Consider the following 18,019-nt stretch of genomic DNA (forward strand, 5'->3'; position numbering starts at 1 on the left):
CGGCCGCAAACGGCGGGCCCCGGAAAAATCCGGGGCCCGCCGTTCGTCGTCGGTGCGGAGAAACGTCAGATGACGCCGAGTGCGAACATGGCGTCCGCGACCTTCACGAAGCCCGCGATATTGGCGCCGTGGATGTAGTCGCCGGGCTTGCCGTACTCGGCAGCGGTCTCGATGCAGCGGCCGTGGATGTCGCGCATGATGCGGGCGAGGCGCTCGTCGGTGTAGTCGAAGTGCCACGAGTCGCGCGAGGCGTTCTGCTGCATCTCCAGCGCGGAGGTCGCGACGCCACCGGCGTTGGCGGCCTTGCCCGGGGCGAAGCCGACACCGGCGTCGCGGAACACGGCGATGCCGCCGGGGGTGGTGGGCATGTTGGCGCCCTCGGCGACGACCTTCACGCCGTTGTTGACGAGGGTCTTCGCGGATTCCTCGTCCAACTCGTTCTGTGTGGCGCAGGGGAGCGCGATGTCGCAGGGGACGTTCCAGATGTTGCCGCCGGGGTAGAAGTCGGCGTCGCCGCGCTCGTCGAGGTACTCGGAGATGCGTCCGCGCCGGACTTCCTTGATCTCCTTGAGCAGCTCGACGTCGATGCCCTTGGGATCGTGGATGTAGCCCGAGGAGTCGGAGCACGCGACCACGGTGCCGCCGAGCTGGTGGATCTTCTCGATGGCATAGATCGCGACGTTTCCGGAGCCGGAGACGACTGCGGTGCGGCCTTCGACGGAGCTGCCGGCGTGCTTGGCCATCTCGGCGACGAAGTACGCCGCGCCGTAGCCGGTGGCCTCGCGGCGCACCTGCGATCCGCCCCAGGTGATGCCCTTGCCTGTCAGCACGCCCGACTCGTACGAGTTCGTGAGGCGCTTGTACTGGCCGAACAGGTAGCCGATCTCGCGGCCGCCGACTCCGATGTCACCGGCCGGGACGTCGGTGTACTCACCGATGTGGCGATGCAGTTCGGTCATGAAGGACTGGCAGAAGCGCATGATCTCCTGCTCGGACCGGCCCTTGGGGTCGAAGTCCGAACCGCCCTTGCCGCCGCCGATGGGCAGGCCGGTGAGCGCATTCTTGAAGATCTGCTCGAACCCCAGGAACTTCACGATGCCGAGGTTCACGCTGGGATGGAAACGCAGTCCGCCCTTGTAGGGGCCGAGCACGCTGCTGTACTGCACGCGGAACCCGCGGTTGACGTGCACCTGACCGTGGTCGTCGATCCACGGCACGCGGAAGATGATCTGGCGTTCGGGCTCGCACAGGCGCTCGATGAGGCCGTATTCGAAGTAGCCGGGGTGGCGCTCGAGCACGACATGCAGGGACTCGAACACTTCGGCAGCTGCCTGGTGGAATTCAGGCTCGCCCGCGTTCCGGGCCTTGACCTGCTCGTAAATCTCTGCGATGCGGTCCGAAGTCGACACGCTACCTACCTGACTATGTGAGGATTCTGTAACACGGCCTTTACATCTGAACTATAGGACGTGCCGCCGATCCACTGTTAGCCCGGTCTGCCGGTGCGATCGGAAACACACGGCTCTGAAGGGTGTCCGGCCACAAAAGCCCAGGAAATGATGTATGTCCGTGGGGTCCGAGGATGTCCGAGCAGACCTGACGGCACGGTGCGCGCTCCCGTCCCCGAGATCGGAGCCCTGCCCTGGAACCATCCCGATTCCGGCTCCCGGAGACGGTTCACCACCGGGGTCCGGGACGCGGCCTCGAACGCTGCGAGCGCAGCAGCCCAAACACAAGATCGGCTCGACGGGTTGGTCACACGGACACGGTCAGTTCTTCATGAGAATCTGCTGCTCGGTGACCAGCGGGTACGACGCCAGTTCGGTTCCGTCCAGATCTTCCTTGTGCATGTCCACGCCGGTGATCTGACTGTTCTCGTAATGCCGGTAGTAGTAGATACCTTTGTCGGTGTTGCAGCACGACGAGTAGATGGTGATCTCGTATTTGTCGCCGAGACGAACGCATCCCCGCTGCTGTTCCACGGAACCGAGAATGTGGAAGAACTGACTGATCGCCTCGGATTCGGACCGGCCCGACACCGAGTTCACCTTCGTGAATGCGGCCTTCACGAATCGCGACATCGAGGACAGGTCGCCCGGCAATCCGACAGCACCGAGCCCTCGGCTGTACACGTCGAACGGTATTTCCTTCGAGAAATGCGGCTCGGGCGGGTCGATCGACAGACTCATGTAGTTGTTGATATTGAACAACTGGATATCGAATGTCGGATTGTTGGTGAGCACCTGCAGCGGATTGTCGTGAACTTTCAGGCCCTCGGCCACGGACTCGACCACAACGGACTCGTTGCGGTCGGAGATGATCCAGTGCAGGGGAGAGGGCGGAAAGTCCGCGCTGAAGGCGGTGTCGACGATGCGTACGTCCGTCAGTGCACTCTTCACCTGGGCGACGGTGTCGAACTGTGCCAGGACCCACGGAATGAACTCGAAGGAAGCGACATTCGTGCCCTCCTCCGAAACGGGTTTGTAGTCGGCGTTGCCGGGAAAATTCAGTCCCGCCATGCTCAAACCCTTCTCGTTCGTCCCGTCGTAGTACAGCGGATAACCGTCGGCGACGGTGGCCATGCCGATCATCGCGTAATGCGTAGCCTGCCGCGGCACCCTTCGGAACTCGAAGGGAAAGTTCCGAGGCGTCACGGTGACCGCTTCGTGGTAGGAGTATTCGAGGTCCAGGTTGCGGCCGAAGTAATGATCCTCAGCGGTGTAGTTGGCGGCTGTGCACATGCGACTACCTCCGAACTCGCGGTCCACCCCGATGCCGTGAGGGAGCGAGGTGGGCACCATGTGGATGCCTCGGTCGACGGAAGAGAGGGAACGCGTTGCCGCACGCCCGTCGGTGTCCGATGCTCAACGCTCACGGTATCCGAATGGCTGCACGCTCGTGGAAGGTTCGGATGGACGCGGTCTCGGGTCGGCACGGTCTCGAGCCGGCACGGTCGCGAAACGGCATTGTGGTGCCCCCGGCAGGAATCGAACCTGCGACCTAGAGATTAGAAGGCTCTTGCTCTATCCAACTGAGCTACGGAGGCGCGGCCAGAATCTTAACGGCTCGGCGGCCAGCCGTGTGCGGGTACCCCTCTACGCGTTGCGCGCGGAGCCGGGGTTGTCCTCCTGGGCCTCCGGTGCGGTGCCGTTCCCCGGCGGGGAGACGCGCGGAATGTCCACCTCGCCGCCCTTGACCCTCTGCAGCACATGGTCGATCCCGATCCCCAGGACCACCGCGACACAGACGGAGATCACTGCGCCGAGCAACGGCTGGGATTCGAACCAGCCACCGACGAGCCTGCCCATCAGCGACGAGTACAGAGCCCAGGTGATGCCGCCGAGGATGGTCAGCGGCACGAACTTCTTGCGGGGGTATCGAGTGGCGCCGGCCGTCATGTTCACGGCGATACGGCCGATCGGGATGTACCGGGCGGTGAGGATGACCGCCGCGCCGCGCTTGTCCAGCCCGCGGCGGGCCCACGCGAATGCGGCCTTGCCCTTCGGGCTGCGCATCCACCGGAACCGGTCCGTGCCGGCCCGTCGTCCGATCGTGTACGCGATGTTGTCTCCGAGGATCGCCCCGACCGCTGCGATGACGATGATCGCGGCGAGGTACGGCCGACCCGTCGAACCCGACAGCGACGCCAGCGTGACGAGCACCGTCTCGCTCGGGACCGGCGGGAAGAACCCGTCGACGGTGCACACCACGAAAAGCAGCGGGTAGACCCACAGCGCAGCCGCCTGACCGGTGATGAATTCGTTGATCACATCCATGGGCTGGTGGTGTGCTCCCGTCGGTATCGCGCACGTGCTCACCCCACGGTATGCGGTCGGGGCGGAAGTGGGAACGACTGCGACGCCCCGACGGACTCAGGCGACCAGTCCGGCCCGGAACGCGGCCAGAGCCGCCTCCACTCGATTGCGGGTTCCGAGTTTGGTGAAGACCGCCGAAAGGTGCGTCTTGACAGTCGTTTCGCTCAGGAACAAGCGGCCCGCGATATCGGCGTTGGACGCTCCGGTGGCCAGCACGCGCAGCACGTCGCGCTCCCGCTCGGACAGTCGAGTGAGGTCCGTCACCGCGGGCGCCGGGGTTGCCGCGTGGTGGTGCGCCACGATGCGGCGCAGCGAGTCGGCGCTGAACAGTGTGTTCCCGGCAGCAACCGCCCGCACCGACTGATGGAACGTCTGCGGCGGCTCGTCCTTGCTCAGGAAACTGTGCGCGCCGGCAGCGACGGCCTGCACCACGAGATCGTCGACGTCCATCGCCGTCATGGCGATCACGCGGGGAGGGTGGGGCATCGACATGAGTTGCCGGGTCGCCTCGAGGCCGCCCACTCGGCGCATCTTCAGATCCATCAGCACCACGTGCGGTGAGAACCGGTGGACGGCGTGGGGGACCCGGTCGCCGTCGTCGACATCGGCCACGACCACGATGTCGTCGGTCGCGGCGAAGATGTCGGTGACGCCTCGGCGAACGAAGGGGTCGTCGTCGACGACGAGCACGGTGATCATCTCGGCAGCAGCGGGCACGGGTCGAGCCTAGGACCCGCCCCCGACACGAGGCGTGCTCCGTCCCTTACAGAATCCCCGTCAGGCCGACCAGGGCACCCAGCAGTCCACGACGAACTCGGAGCCCACCACCCCGGCCCGGAGCGTGCCCCCGATCTGATGGGCCTGCTCGGTGAGACCGGTCAGGCCCGCTCGCGAGCCGATGGGCACGGTCGGAGGCAACGAACTGAGCCCATTGCGCACGTCGATCCGGATGCCCTGGTGGGCAGCGCCGGTGATGGTGATGCGCACCGTCTGGTCCGACGCGTACTTCTGAACGTTGGTGAGGGCTTCCTGCACCACCCGGTACGTCACGTGGCCGGACACGGTTCCGACGTCACCGGGCTGGAGATCGGTGAACAAGACGGTGTGCAGCCCGGCCGCGCGCGCGGACTGGACGAGATCGGCCACGGCATCTATCCCTTGATGTCCGCTGGCCCGCGACGCGCCCGCCGTCCCACGAAGCACCCCGACGATGCTCTTGAGCTCGTCGAGAGATTCGTGCGCGGTACTGCGGATCATCGCGGCCGTATTGGCTGTCTTCTGCGGATCATCGGCCCCACCGACCTGCAGTGCTCCCGCGAACAGGGAGATTCGGCTCAGTCCTGCGGCGAGCGTGTCGTGCATGTCGCGGGCGATCCGGGTTCGTTCCTCGGTACGGATCATCTCGTCGTGGATCGATTCCGTCTTCGCCGTCGCGCGGTCGCGCACGCGTTCGGCGACGGTCAGCTGCGAGCGGGTCTGCTCGAGCAGCGCGAGCACCACCACGACCGTGACGAGCGCCGCCGCGACCAGCAAGGGGATCCACCAGGCGACCTCCCACATCGGCTTGGATGCGGTGTCCTCCGGGCGCATCGTGCCTATCGTGAGTACCGAGTTGTCGCGGGTGCGGTGCGCGTCGTACGTGAGTGAGATACCGCACGCGACGAAGACGGCACCGGCGGCTCCGGCAAGTCGTCCGCTGCGTTCCGATTTGACGACGGCGTACAGCGCGATGAGCGCGGCGGTGGCGTCGGTGGAGAACAGCAGAGGTCCGAGGAGCGTGACGGCGAGCACCGTCCAGGGGCTCGAGTGGCGCCACACCAGAGCAAACGCTGCGACCAGGCCGAGCACGAACCCGAGTGCGAAGTTCCATTCGGGAACCGTGTTCGAGTCCGACGACAGTCCCAGGGTCAGCAACGTGCAGAACAGGCTCAGTGTCACGGCACCGGTGGTCCAGGCACGCCGGCGCCACACCGGACGCCGGAGACCCTGAGCGGAAGTAACCATCACTCGGTGCACGCTACGCAATCGCGTGGCACACCCACATGGTCCGAACGGTCCGCAGCGATCGGTCCGAAAGGAGGAGGTGGTCCGTCCGATCGGACGAGGTGCCGGACCGGGCAACTCGGGTGAGCTGTTCACACCGGAGGAGCGGCACCGCCCGCTCCGCATCTCCAGCCCAGACCAATGAGGAGAAGTGTGATGACGCACCCCATCTCGTACCCCGACCCGAACCAGAACCCGTCCGGACAGCCGCCGCGCGCCAAGCGCCGGATCTGGCCCTGGATCGTCGTCGGGGTGCCCGTCCTCCTGTTCGGTGCCTGCTCGGTCGCCGTGGTCTCCAGCGTCGGCGGCGAGAAGGAGGCCACCGTCACATCCGGTCCCGCCGGCGACGAGGTAGTGGCCGATCGGGGGCCGGAATTCTCCGGGAAGCTCGACCACGACACCGCCGCGGTGGCCGGCGCCACCATCACCCGCGACGATCTCGCCTACACCGTCGGGCCGCTCCAGCTCATCGACTCCGTACTGGGCAGCTACCTCTGCAGCGAGGTGACGATCGTCAACGTCGGAACGGACCAGAACGACTTCAACGGATACATGGACTGGCATGTGCAGGACGCAGGCGGCGCGATCCGCAATTCCACCTTCGGCGCCGACCGTCCGATGCTCAATTCGGGCCGCCTCGCGCCGGGCGGCGCCGCAACCGGAAACGTGTGCTTCGACGCCCGGGCCGGTGCCGCTCCCGGCACGTACGTCGTCCTGTTCGAGGACACGTTCTCGCTGTCGACCGATCGGCTCGCCTGGGTTTCGACACTCTGATCCGACTGTTCGATACGTGCCCGTCGGAGTGATCCCCGGCGGGCCGTCACAGTGATGTCCGACGGGGCGTCGTAGTTACGGTTCGGGAGGTCCTACCCTGGTAGGCATGGCAGCACCCGAGCTCGCGTCCGACGCGCAGCATTCAGTGCCCGCGTCCGGACGCGGGAACCCGTCTGTTTTGTTCGTCCTCTTCGGCATCCTCGCCGCCATCGTCGCGGCACTGATCGTCGGCGCGTCCGCCGCGCAGGCGCTGGTGCTGCTCGGCATCCCGGACCCGGGGGCCTTGACCACGTACGGTCTGCCCGCCGTTCGTGCGGTGTCCGAAATCGCGACCGTGATCACGATCGGTTCGCTGTTCTTCGCGGCGTTCCTGGTGCCGCCGCAGAAGAACGGTGTCCTCGATGTCGACGGGTACCGCGCGGTCCGGACCGCAGGCGTCGCGGCGGTGGTGTGGGCCGCGACGGCCGCGCTGCTCGTGCCGCTGACCCTGTCCGACACCTCCGGCGCGTCGTTCACCGAGGCGCTCCGGCCGGAGAACCTGTTCAGTGCGCTCGGCCAGGTGGAGACCGCGTCGGCCTGGGCGTGGACGACGGTGCTCGCCCTGATCACCGCGCTGCTGATCCGGATGGCGGTGCGCTGGTCGTGGGTGCCCTATCTGCTTCTGCTGTCGCTGGTGGCATTGATGCCGGTCGCCCTGACGGGCCACTCGTCCTCGGGCGGATCGCACGACCTCGCCACCAACAGCCTGGTGCTGCATCTCGTGGCCGCGTCGGTCTGGGCCGGTGGCCTGTTCGCACTTCTCGCGCATTCGTGGCGCGGCGGCGCGTACACCGACGTCGCGGCGCGACGGTTCTCCTTCGTCGCCGGTCTCGCGTTCGTGGTCATGGCTGTGACCGGCGTGATCAACGCGGGAGTGCGGGTCTCGCTCGACGACCTCACGACAACCACGTACGGCAGGCTCCTGATCGCCAAGATCGTGGCGCTGGTAGTGCTCGGGCTGTTCGGCTGGCTGCAGCGGCGACGGGCACTTCCGGCGCTCGAAGCCGATCCGACCAGCCGGGGTGCCCTCGTCCGGTTCGCCGCCGTCGAGTCGTTCGTCCTCGCCGCGACGGTGGGCCTGGCCGTCGGGTTGGGCCGCACCCCGCCGCCGGCCCCGGATGCCGTGCCCACGGTTCAGGAAGTGGCCCTCGGATACAACCTCGAGGTGCCCCCGTCGTTCGCCAACCTGTTCTTCGGGCAGTGGCGATTCGACCTCATCTTCGGCACCCTCGCGATCGTTCTGGCCGTCGCATACGCCATCGGCCTGTGGACGCTGCGCAAGCGCGGTGACGCCTGGCCGGTGGGCCGGAGCATCGCGTGGTTCTCCGGTTGCTTCGTGCTGCTGGTCGCCACGTCGTCGGGTGTCGGCATGTACTCCGCCGCGATGTTCAGCGTGCACATGGGCGCGCACATGGCCATGTCGATGCTCGCGCCGGTGCTCCTGGCACTCGGCGGTGCGATGACCCTGGCGCTGCGCGCGTTCAAGCCGGCCGGCCGCGGTGCTCCTCCGGGACCCCGCGAGTGGATCCTCGAATTCCTGCACAGCCCGCCGTCGCGGTTCTTCACTCACCCGATCGTCGCGTCGGTGATGTTCGTCGGCGGCTTCTACGCCTTGTATCTCGGTGGCATCTTCGAGACCTTCGCCGACAGCCACACCGCGCACGTGCTGATGAACCTGCACTTCCTGATGAGCGGCTATCTCTTCTACTGGGTGGTGATCGGCGTCGATCCGTCGCCACGCGACCTGCCGCCGGTCACGAAACTCGGCATGGTCTTCGGTTCGCTGCCGTTCCACGCATTCTTCGGCGTCACCCTCATGAGCATGGGAACGGTGATGGCCGAGTCGTACTACCGCGGTCTCGCGCTGCCGTGGAACTACGACCTGTTCGACGACCAGAAGGTCGGCGGCAGTATCGCGTGGTCGGCGGGTGAGATCCCGCTCGTGCTCGTCATGCTCGCATTGCTCGTGCAGTGGTCGCGCAGCGATACACGGACTGCGCGCCGGGTGGATCGGGCCGCGGATCGTGACGAGGACGCCGACCTCGCCGCGCACAACGCGATGTTCGCGGAGTTGGCCCGCCGGGACCAGGAAGCGCGCTAGCGGCCCGCGGGAGCGCCTGCGGTCCGGGTCTCACACGGGTTTTCGCGTGCGGGCCCGTTCGGTGGCGATCCGCACGGCAACTGCGGCCACCACCGCCACGACCGCGGCGACCACCGCCGCAACCGCCGCCGGTGTCGAGTTCCAGCCGTCGTCGGCGGTGCGGCCGACCGCGATCCAGCCCAGACCCCAGGCCATGGCGGCGGCAACCGCGAGACGTCCGTGCCCGGCGAACGCGACCACCACCGACACGGCCGCGACCACGGCGAGGATGACCACAGCCCACACGTCCGCGCCCCAGCCGAACGGGTCGATGTCCTCGGCGTTCAGGAATGCCGAGGTGTTGGCGACCGTCGCGACCGCGACCCACCCCAGGTAGACGAACATCGTGCCGTCGACGACGACGGCCTCGAGCCGACTCGACGGAGCAGTTGCCGTGAGTCCGAGGAACACGCGCACCAGGACCACGAGCAGTGCGACGATCACCACCACGCTGAGGCCGACCTGATCGATCTGGATCGCCCCGATCCACAACGCGTTGAGCAGCATGGACGCGGCAATCCACCAGCCGAGAGTGCGTTGCCGCGGGTCGGTGTGGTGGGCGGGCAGCAGTTGCCACACAGCCAGCGCGATCAGCCCGATATAGATCAGCGTCCAGATCGAAAACGCGGCGCCGCCGGGGGCAACGGCCGTCGCATCCGACGCGAGGGCTCCGCCCGCCGCTTCGGCGACGGGCGTCCCGGCGACCGCGCCGGAGCCGAGAAACGAGCCCGCGACGGCGATTACCGCGCTCACCGCCACCGTGACGACGCGTGCGACGTCCCGCCCGGTCCTGGACTCCACGGCGGGAGGCGACGAGGTCGAGGAATGTGATGTCATACACACAGGTTGCCCGGCGCGGCGCTCATCCAACCGGAATCTCTCCGCACCGATCCTCGATGCCGTCCGCCCGGTGTGCACGTATGGTGCTCGCTGTGACTGCGCGCAGGGGGACGGACGAGACGACATCGCACGGACGTGTCGGGAGTGTGATCGCGGGTTTTCTCGCGTGTCTTCTTGCCGTCGGAGCGCCCGTTGCCGTCTCCGGTACAGCGCACGCACAGCCGGCACCCGGAGCGGTGGTGTCGGAGGCCCCGCTCGACAGCCGATTGTCGTTGCCGGGAGCCGCCTCGGCTCGTGCGCTCTCGTACACGACGCAGTGGCGCTCGGGTGAGACGGCGACTGCCACCGGGGTGGTGTTCGTACCCGGCGGCGAACCTCCCGCGGGCGGCCGGCCCGTCGTCGCCTGGGCACACGGCACCACCGGTCTCGCCGACGACTGCGCCCCCTCCCGTAATCCGCGGAGTGAACGCGACACCGCCTACCTCGAGCATTGGCTCGATCAGGGATATGCCGTCGTCGCGGCCGACTACCCGGGTCTCGGATCCGACGGTCTGCATCGATACCTCGACGGGCAGAGCGCCGCGAACAGCATCGTCGATCTCGTGCGTGCGGCGCGCGCGGTGGAGCCGTCGCTGTCGGAGCGCTGGGTGGTCGTCGGGCAGTCGCAAGGAGGGCACGCGGCGCTGCACACGGCGAATACCGCCACCGATCGCGCGCCCGAACTCGACTTCCGCGGAACACTCACGACGGGGGCGCCGTCGAATCTCGAACTGGTCTTCCCGATCGGCTTCCCGGAGTTTCCGGATCTTCCGCTCGACGGACTGACCGCCTTCGGAGCGTTCATCTTCGCTGGGCTGCGCGAGGCGGATCCGGGACTCGATCTCGACGGCTATCTCACCGGTCTCGGGCGGGAAGTCGTCGATGCGGCGGAGTCGCTGTGTTACGACGAGATGCTCGCGCGCTACACCGGCGTCGGGATCGGGGACCTGCTCGCCCGACCGCTCGGCGACGACCGGTTCCCGGCGGCCCTGTCCGATTACCTGGGAGTTCCGGTGAACGGTTACGACCGGCCGCTGTTTCTCGCCCAAGGCCTCGACGACCGGGTCGTGCCGGCGCCGTTGAGTGTCAAGCTGGTCGCGGACCTGTGGGCCGGGGGAGCGCAACCCCGGTTCGCCACCTATCCCACGGGGCATTCGGAGACCATGGCGGCGTCGCTTCCGGACACCACACCGTTCGTCGCGGAGTTGTTCGCGGGCTGATCGGAGGTCCCGCTCGGGCGGGACGACGCGCAGGATGTGGGTTATCCCGCCGGGGCGGATACGCTGGTCGTCATGGCGGAGTTCATTTACACGATGAAGAAGGTGCGCAAGGCGCACGGTGACAAGGTCATCCTCGATGACGTCACCATGAGCTTCTACCCGGGCGCGAAGATCGGCGTCGTGGGACCCAACGGCGCGGGAAAGTCGTCGATCCTCAAGATCATGGCGGGCTTGGATCAGCCCAGCAACGGTGAGGCTTTCCTCGATCCGGACGCGACGGTCGGCATCCTCCTGCAGGAGCCCCCGCTCAACGAGGAGAAGACGGTCAAGCAGAACGTCGAGGAGGGCCTCGGCGACATCAAGGTCAAGCTCGACCGGTTCAACGAGATCGCCGAACTGATGGCGACGGACTACTCGGACGAACTGATGGAAGAGATGGGCGTCCTCCAGGAGGAGCTCGACCACGCCAACGCGTGGGATCTCGACTCGCAGCTCGAACAGGCGATGGACGCGCTGCGCTGCCCGCCGCCGGACGAGCCGGTCACGCACCTCTCCGGTGGTGAGCGCCGCCGTGTCGCGCTGTGCAAGCTCCTGCTGAGCAAGCCGGACCTGCTGCTTCTCGACGAGCCCACCAACCACCTCGACGCCGAGTCCGTGCTCTGGCTCGAGCAGTTCCTCGCGTCGTACCCCGGCGCAGTCCTGGCCGTCACTCACGACCGGTACTTCCTCGACCATGTCGCGCAGTGGATCTGTGAGGTCGACCGCGGCAAGCTGCACCCGTACGAGGGCAACTACTCGACGTACCTGGAGAAGAAGGCCGAGCGCCTCGAGGTGCAGGGCAAGAAGGACCAGAAGCTGCAGAAGCGCCTCAAGGAGGAGCTCGAGTGGGTCCGGTCCGGTTCGAAGGCCCGGCAGACGAAGAGCAAGGCGCGCCTCGGACGCTACGAGGAGATGGCAGCGGAAGCCGAGAAGCACCGCAAGCTCGACTTCGAAGAGATCCAGATCCCGACGCCTCCGCGCCTGGGCAACGTCGTCGTGGAGGTCGAACACCTCGACAAGGGCTTCGACGGCCGCGTGCTCATCAAGGACCTGTCGTTCACCCTGCCGCGTAACGGCATCGTCGGCGTGATCGGTCCCAACGGCGTGGGTAAGACCACGCTGTTCAAGACCATCGTGGGTCTCGAGGAGCCGGATTCGGGCACCGTCAAGGTGGGCGACACCGTCAAGCTGAGTTACGTCGACCAGAACCGCTCCAACATCGACCCCACCAAGAACGTGTGGGAAGTCGTGTCGGGCGGCATGGACTACATCGAGGTCGGGCAGAACGAGATGCCGTCGCGCGCGTACGTCAGCGCGTTCGGTTTCAAGGGACCGGATCAGCAGAAGAAGGCCGGCGTGCTCTCCGGCGGTGAGCGCAACCGGCTGAACCTCGCGCTGACCCTCAAAGAGGGCGGCAACCTGATCCTGCTCGACGAACCGACCAACGACCTCGACGTCGAGACCTTAAGTTCGCTCGAGAACGCGCTGCAGCAGTTCCCGGGCTGCGCCGTCGTGATTTCCCACGATCGCTGGTTCCTCGACCGCACCTGTACCCACATCCTCGCCTGGGAGGGCAACGTCGAGGAAGGCAAGTGGTTCTGGTTCGAGGGCAACTTCGAGGCGTACGAAGCCAACAAGGTCGAGCGTCTCGGCGCGGATGCGGCACGTCCGCACCGCGTCACCCACCGGAAGCTCACTCGTGACTGATCGTCTGGAGACGAAGCCGAACGGTGTCGGGACGAACACCGTCGGCGAGCCGTTCCGTTGTTCGCTCGAGGTGCGCTGGGCCGACTCCGATCGGCTCGGTCACGTCAACAACACCAAAGTCGTCGAGTACATGCAGGAAGCGCGGATCAAGTTCCTGGTCAGCCACCTTTCTGGGCGCGGTGTCGTCGCGGTCCGCAAGATGGACGCCGAGTTCCTGCGGCCCATCAAGGACGCATCGGGCCCGCTCGATGTCGAGATCGCCGTGTTGCACGTGGGTACCTCGTCGTTCACGCTGCGCCACACGATCCTCGACCGGCACGGGGTGGTGTGTGCCCACGGGGACGCTGTTCTCGTCGGGTTCGACGTCCACACCGATCGGTCGAGGCCGCTGAGCGATCTCGAACGTGAGGTCCTCGACCGGTACCGGGTCGCGGCGCCGGGCTGACAGCCCGCGTGTCCGGCCCCCAACCTGTGGCGCCGCGGATAGGCTCGAACTCGGGCCCGTCCGCGGCGCTCGGTTTTGTCCGGCAAGCAGGTCAGGGAGTGAAGTAATGGCGGATTCAACTGCGTCGCAACTGGATTCGTCGTTGGTGGCGACTCTCGTGCAGATGTACGAGCAGTCGGGCGAGGAAATCGGCGCACCCGAAGCAGTGGCCGCCGCCCATCTCGAACTGGGACGCGAGCGTGCGCCGGGCACGGCGGCGATCCGGGTTCGTCCGCCGGGAGGCGACCCACTGGGATCGACCGCCCAGATCGTCACCGACGACATGCCCCTCCTCGTCGAGGCCGTCCTGGCACTCTTCGCCCGCCTCGGAGTGGGTGTCGATGCGGTGGTGCACCCGGAGTTCTCGGCACTGCGCGACGACGCGGGACTGCTGCGCGACCTCTCGCCCGGAAACCCGTCGCTCGACGACGAGGACCCTGTGCACCGGATCGCCGAGTCGTGGATGCACGTGCAGTTCGCACTCGGAGCCGACGGACCCACAGTCGACGAGATCGACGACGGACTCCGCCGTGCGCTGGCCGAAGTGCGGCAGGTCGTCTCCGACACCGAACCGATGCTCGCCCTGCAGCGCGAACTCGCCGGTGCACTCGACGCGCTCGCGGTCGTTCCGCCGCCGCAGCACACCGCCACCGTTCTCGCCGAAACCGCCGATCTGTTGCGCTGGCTCGCCCGCGGGCATTTCACCATGCTCGGTTACCGGCGCTACGAGTTCGTCGACACCGATGGATCAGGCGTGCTGCGAGCGCGCCCCGTCCGGGGCAGCGGACTGGGGGTCCTGCGCACCGAGGGCCCCGACAGCGATCCACTCGAGTTGCCGCCCGGTGCGCACCCCGACCGGCGGCCGTTGCTGGTCCTCACCCAGGGGGCGCTGCCGACGACCGTGCACCGCTCGGTCTATCCGTATTTCGTGGGGATCGCAGTCCTCGATGCGGAAGGTCGCGTGGTCGGTGAGCACCGCTTCCTCGGAGTGCTGACAGTGACCGCGCTCAACGACAACATCCTCGACATCCCGCTCATCTCCCGCCGGGTGCGTGCCGTGATCGCCCGTGCCCACGTGGACATTTCGTCGTACAGCGGTCAGGCGATGCTCGAGATCATGCAGACCATCCCGCGTGCCGAACTCTTCTCGATGGACACCGCCACCCTCTACGACACCGTCACGTCGGTGGTCGACATCCGCAGGCAGGTCCGGTTGTTCGTACGCGTCGACACGCACCGCCGGTACGTGTCGTGCCTGGTGTACCTGCCGCGCGACCGGTACACGACGAAGGTCCGCATCGCGATGCAGGACATCCTCTTGAGCGAGTACGGCGGGGGAGTCCTCGACTACACCGCGCGGGTCTCGGAGGGGGAGCTGGCTCTCCTGCACGTCACGATCAGGTTCCCCGGGCGCGGCCGGCACGAGATCGACACCTCCGACGAGAACCGCATCCGGATCCAGGCGCTGCTCGCGGCGACCAGCAGGAACTGGACCGATCGGCTTTCCGAGGCCGCCGCCGGCGATGCCCGCGTCGACGCCGCACTGGTGCAGCGATACGCCGACGCGGTGCCCGAGGCGTACAAGGAGGATTTTCCGTCGGAGCGCGCGCTCTCCGATCTGGTGGTGCTCGAGGGTCTTCGGGTCGGTGAGATCGAGACGCGGCTCTGCCGGTCCGACGGCGCAGCACCCGGGGCGTGGCGCTTCACCCTGTACGTCGGCGACGAGCCGGTCACCCTCGGCCGGGTGCTTCCGGTGCTGCAGAGCCTCGGCGTCCAGGTTATCGACGAGCGCCCGTACCGGGTTCCACGGTCCGACGGAATCGATTGCTGGATCTACGATTTCGGTCTCGGGCTTCCGGGCGATCTCTCGCCGGACACTCTGGACTCCGACCCGACGCTCGCGGGCCGTTTCACCGACATGTTCGTCGTCGCCTGGCGCGGCGACTCCGAAACCGACAGATTCAACGAACTGGTGTTGCGCGCCGGGCTGGTGTGGCGTCAGGCGGTCATGCTGCGTGCGTACGCGAAATACCTGCGGCAGACCGGTTTTCCGTACAGTCAGCACAACATCGAAGGCGTACTGCTCGACTACCCCGAGATCACGGTCCTGCTGGTCCGGCTGTTCGAGGCCCGATTCGATCCGGAGGTTGCCGAATCCGAGAGTGAAGAACGCATCTCCGGCGAGCTCACGTCGAAGATCGAGGCCGTGACAGGACTGGTCCCCGACCGGATCCTGCGGGGGCTGTTCTCGCTGATCCGCTCCACCCTGCGCACCAACTACTTCGTCCCCGCGGACGACGACTCCGCCCGCGGCCGCGTCCTGTCGATGAAGCTCGATCCGGCCGGCATCGCCGAACTCCCGCAGCCACGACCGAAGTTCGAGATCTTCGTCTACGCACCCGATGTGGAGGGCGTGCACATGCGGTACGGCGCCGTCGCCCGCGGTGGTCTCCGATGGTCCGACCGCCGTGAGGATTACCGCACCGAGGTTCTCGGGCTCGTCAAGGCGCAGGCGGTGAAGAACGCCGTCATCGTTCCCGTCGGGGCGAAAGGCGGATTCGTCGTCAAGCACGCGCCGCAGCCCACCGGCGACGCCGCTGCCGATCGTCGAGCCGTCCGTGAGCGCGGCGAACAGTGCTACCGCCGGTTCATCTCCGGGCTGCTCGACGTCACCGACAACCTCGATCGGTCGCGCACCACGGTGATCCCACCGGAACGGGTGGTGCGCCACGACACCGACGACACCTACCTCGTGGTGGCCGCCGACAAGGGCACCGCGTCGTTCTCCGACCTGGCCAATTCGGTTGCGGCAGACTACGGCTTCTGGCTCGGTGACGCGTTCGCATCCGGCGGCTCGGCCGGATACGACCACAAGGAGATGGGCATCACCGCGCGCGGCGCATGGGAGAGCGTCAAGCGGCACTTCCGTGAGCGCGGACTCGATACGCAGACGGAGAACTTCACCGTCGCCGGCATCGGTGACATGAGCGGCGACGTGTTCGGCAACGGGATGTTGCTCAGCGAGCACATCCAGCTCGTCGCCGCGTTCGACCACCGCCACATCTTCCTCGATCCGGAGCCCGACGCGGCTCGCTCGTTCGCCGAACGACGGCGGATCTTCGAGCTTCCCCGCTCGTCGTGGGCCGACTACGACCCGGCACTGATCGGCGAGGGCGGGGGAGTGTGGGAACGCACCCGCAAATCGATCCCGGTCAGCGAACAGGCCCGCCGGGTGCTCGCCCTGCCCGACGACGTCACCGAACTCGCCCCGTCCGAACTGATCCGGGCGATCCTGCGCGCACCCGTCGACCTGCTGTGGAACGGCGGCATCGGCACCTACATCAAGGCGCGCTCGGAATCCCACGCCGACGTCGGGGACAAGAGCAACGACTCCGTGCGCGTCGACGGCGACAGTGTGCGGGCACGGGTGGTCGGCGAAGGCGGCAATCTCGGAGTGACGCAACTCGGGCGTATCGAATACGCCCGCACCGGCGGAAAGATCAACACCGACGCTATCGATAACTCGGCGGGCGTGGACTGCTCCGACCACGAGGTCAACATCAAGATCCTGCTCGACTCGGTGGTCACCGCCGGCGAACTCCGGACCGAAGACCGTAACCCGCTGCTCGCCTCCATGACCGACGACGTCGCGGAACTCGTGCTCGCCGACAACATCGGGCAGAACAATGTCCTGGGTCTCGAGCGAGCGGCCGCGCCATCGCTGCTCGGTGTACACCAGCGGCTCCTCGGCGCGCTCGAAGCCGAGCACGGACTCGACCGTCGCCTCGACGCGTTACCCGACGACGCCGAGATCGCACGCCGGTTCACAGCGGGGGAGGGCCTCACCTCGCCCGAGTTGTCCCAGCTGCTCGCCCACGTCAAGCTCGCCCTCGTCGAGGAACTTCTCGCCACCGACGTGCCCGACAGCGACACGTTCGCGTCGCGCCTGCCCGGTTATTTCCCGCCCGCGCTCCGGGATCGGTTCGCCACCGCAATCAAGGCGCACCCGCTCCGCCGGCAGATCGTCGCGACCATCCTCGCGAACGAAACCGTCGACAACGGCGGCATCTCCTTCGTGTACCGGCTGACCGAGGAGACCGGAGCGTCGAGCACCGACGCGGTCCGCGCATACGCCGCGGTCACCGCGATCTTCGGGCTGCCCGCGATCTGGGACCGGGTCCGCAGCGAGCGGCTTCCCACCGACGTCGAGGACGACCTGCTCCTCGAATCGCGTCGGGTCCTGGACCGCGCGTCGCGGCGGCTGCTCTCGACACGGCCGCAACCCCTCGCGGTGGGCGCGGAGATCAGCCGGTATCGCGACCGCTTCGCACGACTCGCCCCGCGGGTCGGCGAATGGGTGCGGGGGCATCACGTCGAAGACTTCGCCCGCAGGACCCGGCCCGTGCTCGATCGGGGTGCGCCGGCCGAACCCACGGATGCGGTGTACTACCTCCTCGTGCAGTTCGCGCTGCTCGATGTCATCGACGTCGCGGACATCGTCGAGCGGGACGACGAGGAGGTCGCGGAACTGTACTACGCACTCGACGCGCATCTCGGAATCGACCGCCTTCTCAGTGCGGTCTCTGCCCTCGAACGAGGAGACCGCTGGCACTCCCTCGCCCGCTTGGCATTACGCGACGACCTGTACGGATCGTTGAGTGCCTTGGTGCTCGACGTGTTCGCCGGGGCGGAGCCGGGCGAGACCACCGCGGAGATGATCGAGGACTGGGAGTTGTCCAACGGGTCGAGGCTCGTGCGTGCGAGGGCGGCGCTCGAGGAGATCTTCGCGTCTGGGAACCTGGACCTCGCCGTCCTGTCGGTGGCGGCACGTCAGATCAGAAGCATGGTGCGCACCGGCGCATCCGATCGGAGGTAACGA

General features: G+C 67.1%; 12 protein-coding genes and 1 tRNA gene. 6 read left to right on the plus strand and 7 right to left on the minus strand.

All coding sequences use genetic code 11. From position 1 onward, the window contains the following. Nucleotides 1-65: 65 nt before the first annotated feature. The 6 genes from gdhA to HF877_RS06950 form a co-directional block, all read right to left on the minus strand. Complete coding sequence (gdhA, locus tag HF877_RS06925; protein WP_169620451.1) at nt 66-1,409, minus strand: NADP-specific glutamate dehydrogenase; 1,344 nt, start codon at nt 1,407-1,409, stop codon at nt 66-68. A 360-nt stretch (nt 1,410-1,769) separates the two neighbouring features. Further along, nucleotides 1,770-2,741: a choloylglycine hydrolase gene (gene bsh, locus HF877_RS06930; RefSeq protein WP_169620452.1), complete on the minus strand. Its 972-nt coding sequence runs from the start codon at nt 2,739-2,741 to the stop codon at nt 1,770-1,772. Nucleotides 2,742-2,969: 228 nt separating this feature from the next. Beyond that, nucleotides 2,970-3,046, minus strand: a tRNA-Arg gene (locus HF877_RS06935). 49 nt (nt 3,047-3,095) lie between these two features. Beyond that, nucleotides 3,096-3,776: a DedA family protein gene (locus tag HF877_RS06940; protein ID WP_169620453.1), complete on the minus strand. Its 681-nt coding sequence runs from the start codon at nt 3,774-3,776 to the stop codon at nt 3,096-3,098. A 96-nt stretch (nt 3,777-3,872) separates the two neighbouring features. Continuing rightward, the gene (locus HF877_RS06945; protein WP_169620709.1) at nt 3,873-4,514 is read right to left on the minus strand and encodes a response regulator transcription factor; all 642 of its coding nucleotides are present in this window, start codon (nt 4,512-4,514) and stop codon (nt 3,873-3,875) included. A 78-nt stretch (nt 4,515-4,592) separates the two neighbouring features. Then, complete coding sequence (locus tag HF877_RS06950; protein ID WP_169620710.1) at nt 4,593-5,819, minus strand: histidine kinase; 1,227 nt, start codon at nt 5,817-5,819, stop codon at nt 4,593-4,595. Between the two features lie 195 nt (nt 5,820-6,014). Here HF877_RS06950 and HF877_RS06955 point away from each other — a divergent pair, with 195 nt between their 5' ends. Next, nucleotides 6,015-6,632 carry a DUF4352 domain-containing protein gene (locus HF877_RS06955; protein ID WP_169620454.1) on the plus strand — a complete coding sequence of 206 codons (618 nt, stop codon included), beginning with the start codon at nt 6,015-6,017 and terminating at the stop codon, nt 6,630-6,632. Between the two features lie 106 nt (nt 6,633-6,738). Continuing rightward, nucleotides 6,739-8,772, plus strand: coding sequence for a cytochrome c oxidase assembly protein (locus HF877_RS06960; protein ID WP_169620455.1), 2,034 nt, complete (start codon nt 6,739-6,741; stop codon nt 8,770-8,772). Nucleotides 8,773-8,802: 30 nt separating this feature from the next. On the opposite strand, the gene HF877_RS06965 is transcribed toward HF877_RS06960, so the two are convergent. Beyond that, complete coding sequence (locus tag HF877_RS06965) at nt 8,803-9,648, minus strand: tryptophan-rich sensory protein (RefSeq protein ID WP_169620456.1); 846 nt, start codon at nt 9,646-9,648, stop codon at nt 8,803-8,805. 152 nt (nt 9,649-9,800) lie between these two features. Here HF877_RS06965 and HF877_RS06970 point away from each other — a divergent pair, with 152 nt between their 5' ends. The 4 genes from HF877_RS06970 (at nt 9,801) to HF877_RS06985 (ending at nt 18,016) form a co-directional block, all read left to right on the plus strand. After that, the gene (locus HF877_RS06970; protein WP_296550964.1) at nt 9,801-10,910 is read left to right on the plus strand and encodes a lipase family protein; all 1,110 of its coding nucleotides are present in this window, start codon (nt 9,801-9,803) and stop codon (nt 10,908-10,910) included. A gap of 72 nt (nt 10,911-10,982) precedes the next feature. Further along, nucleotides 10,983-12,656, plus strand: coding sequence for an energy-dependent translational throttle protein EttA (gene ettA, locus HF877_RS06975; protein WP_169620458.1), 1,674 nt, complete (start codon nt 10,983-10,985; stop codon nt 12,654-12,656). 4 nt (nt 12,657-12,660) lie between these two features. Next, entirely contained in the window at nt 12,661-13,101 is a 441-nt protein-coding gene (locus HF877_RS06980) for an acyl-CoA thioesterase (RefSeq protein WP_240952149.1), read from the plus strand. A 163-nt stretch (nt 13,102-13,264) separates the two neighbouring features. Further along, the gene (locus HF877_RS06985; RefSeq protein WP_240952150.1) at nt 13,265-18,016 is read left to right on the plus strand and encodes an NAD-glutamate dehydrogenase; all 4,752 of its coding nucleotides are present in this window, start codon (nt 13,265-13,267) and stop codon (nt 18,014-18,016) included. The last annotated feature ends 3 nt before the right edge of the window (nt 18,017-18,019 follow it).

The organism is Rhodococcus sp. BL-253-APC-6A1W, assembly GCF_012843405.1.
GTDB lineage: Bacteria > Actinomycetota > Actinomycetes > Mycobacteriales > Mycobacteriaceae > Rhodococcus.

Coding starts and splice junctions, on each gene's coding strand:
- bsh (WP_169620452.1), bottom strand. CDS start 2,741: ATGTGCACAGCCGCCAACTACACCGCTGAGGATCATTACTTCGGCCGC.
- HF877_RS06940 (WP_169620453.1), bottom strand. CDS start 3,776: ATGGATGTGATCAACGAATTCATCACCGGTCAGGCGGCTGCGCTGTGG.
- HF877_RS06945 (WP_169620709.1), bottom strand. CDS start 4,514: ATGATCACCGTGCTCGTCGTCGACGACGACCCCTTCGTTCGCCGAGGC.
- HF877_RS06950 (WP_169620710.1), bottom strand. CDS start 5,819: ATGGTTACTTCCGCTCAGGGTCTCCGGCGTCCGGTGTGGCGCCGGCGT.
- HF877_RS06955 (WP_169620454.1), top strand. CDS start 6,015: ATGACGCACCCCATCTCGTACCCCGACCCGAACCAGAACCCGTCCGGA.
- HF877_RS06960 (WP_169620455.1), top strand. CDS start 6,739: ATGGCAGCACCCGAGCTCGCGTCCGACGCGCAGCATTCAGTGCCCGCG.
- HF877_RS06965 (WP_169620456.1), bottom strand. CDS start 9,648: ATGACATCACATTCCTCGACCTCGTCGCCTCCCGCCGTGGAGTCCAGG.
- ettA (WP_169620458.1), top strand. CDS start 10,983: ATGGCGGAGTTCATTTACACGATGAAGAAGGTGCGCAAGGCGCACGGT.
- HF877_RS06985 (WP_240952150.1), top strand. CDS start 13,265: ATGTACGAGCAGTCGGGCGAGGAAATCGGCGCACCCGAAGCAGTGGCC.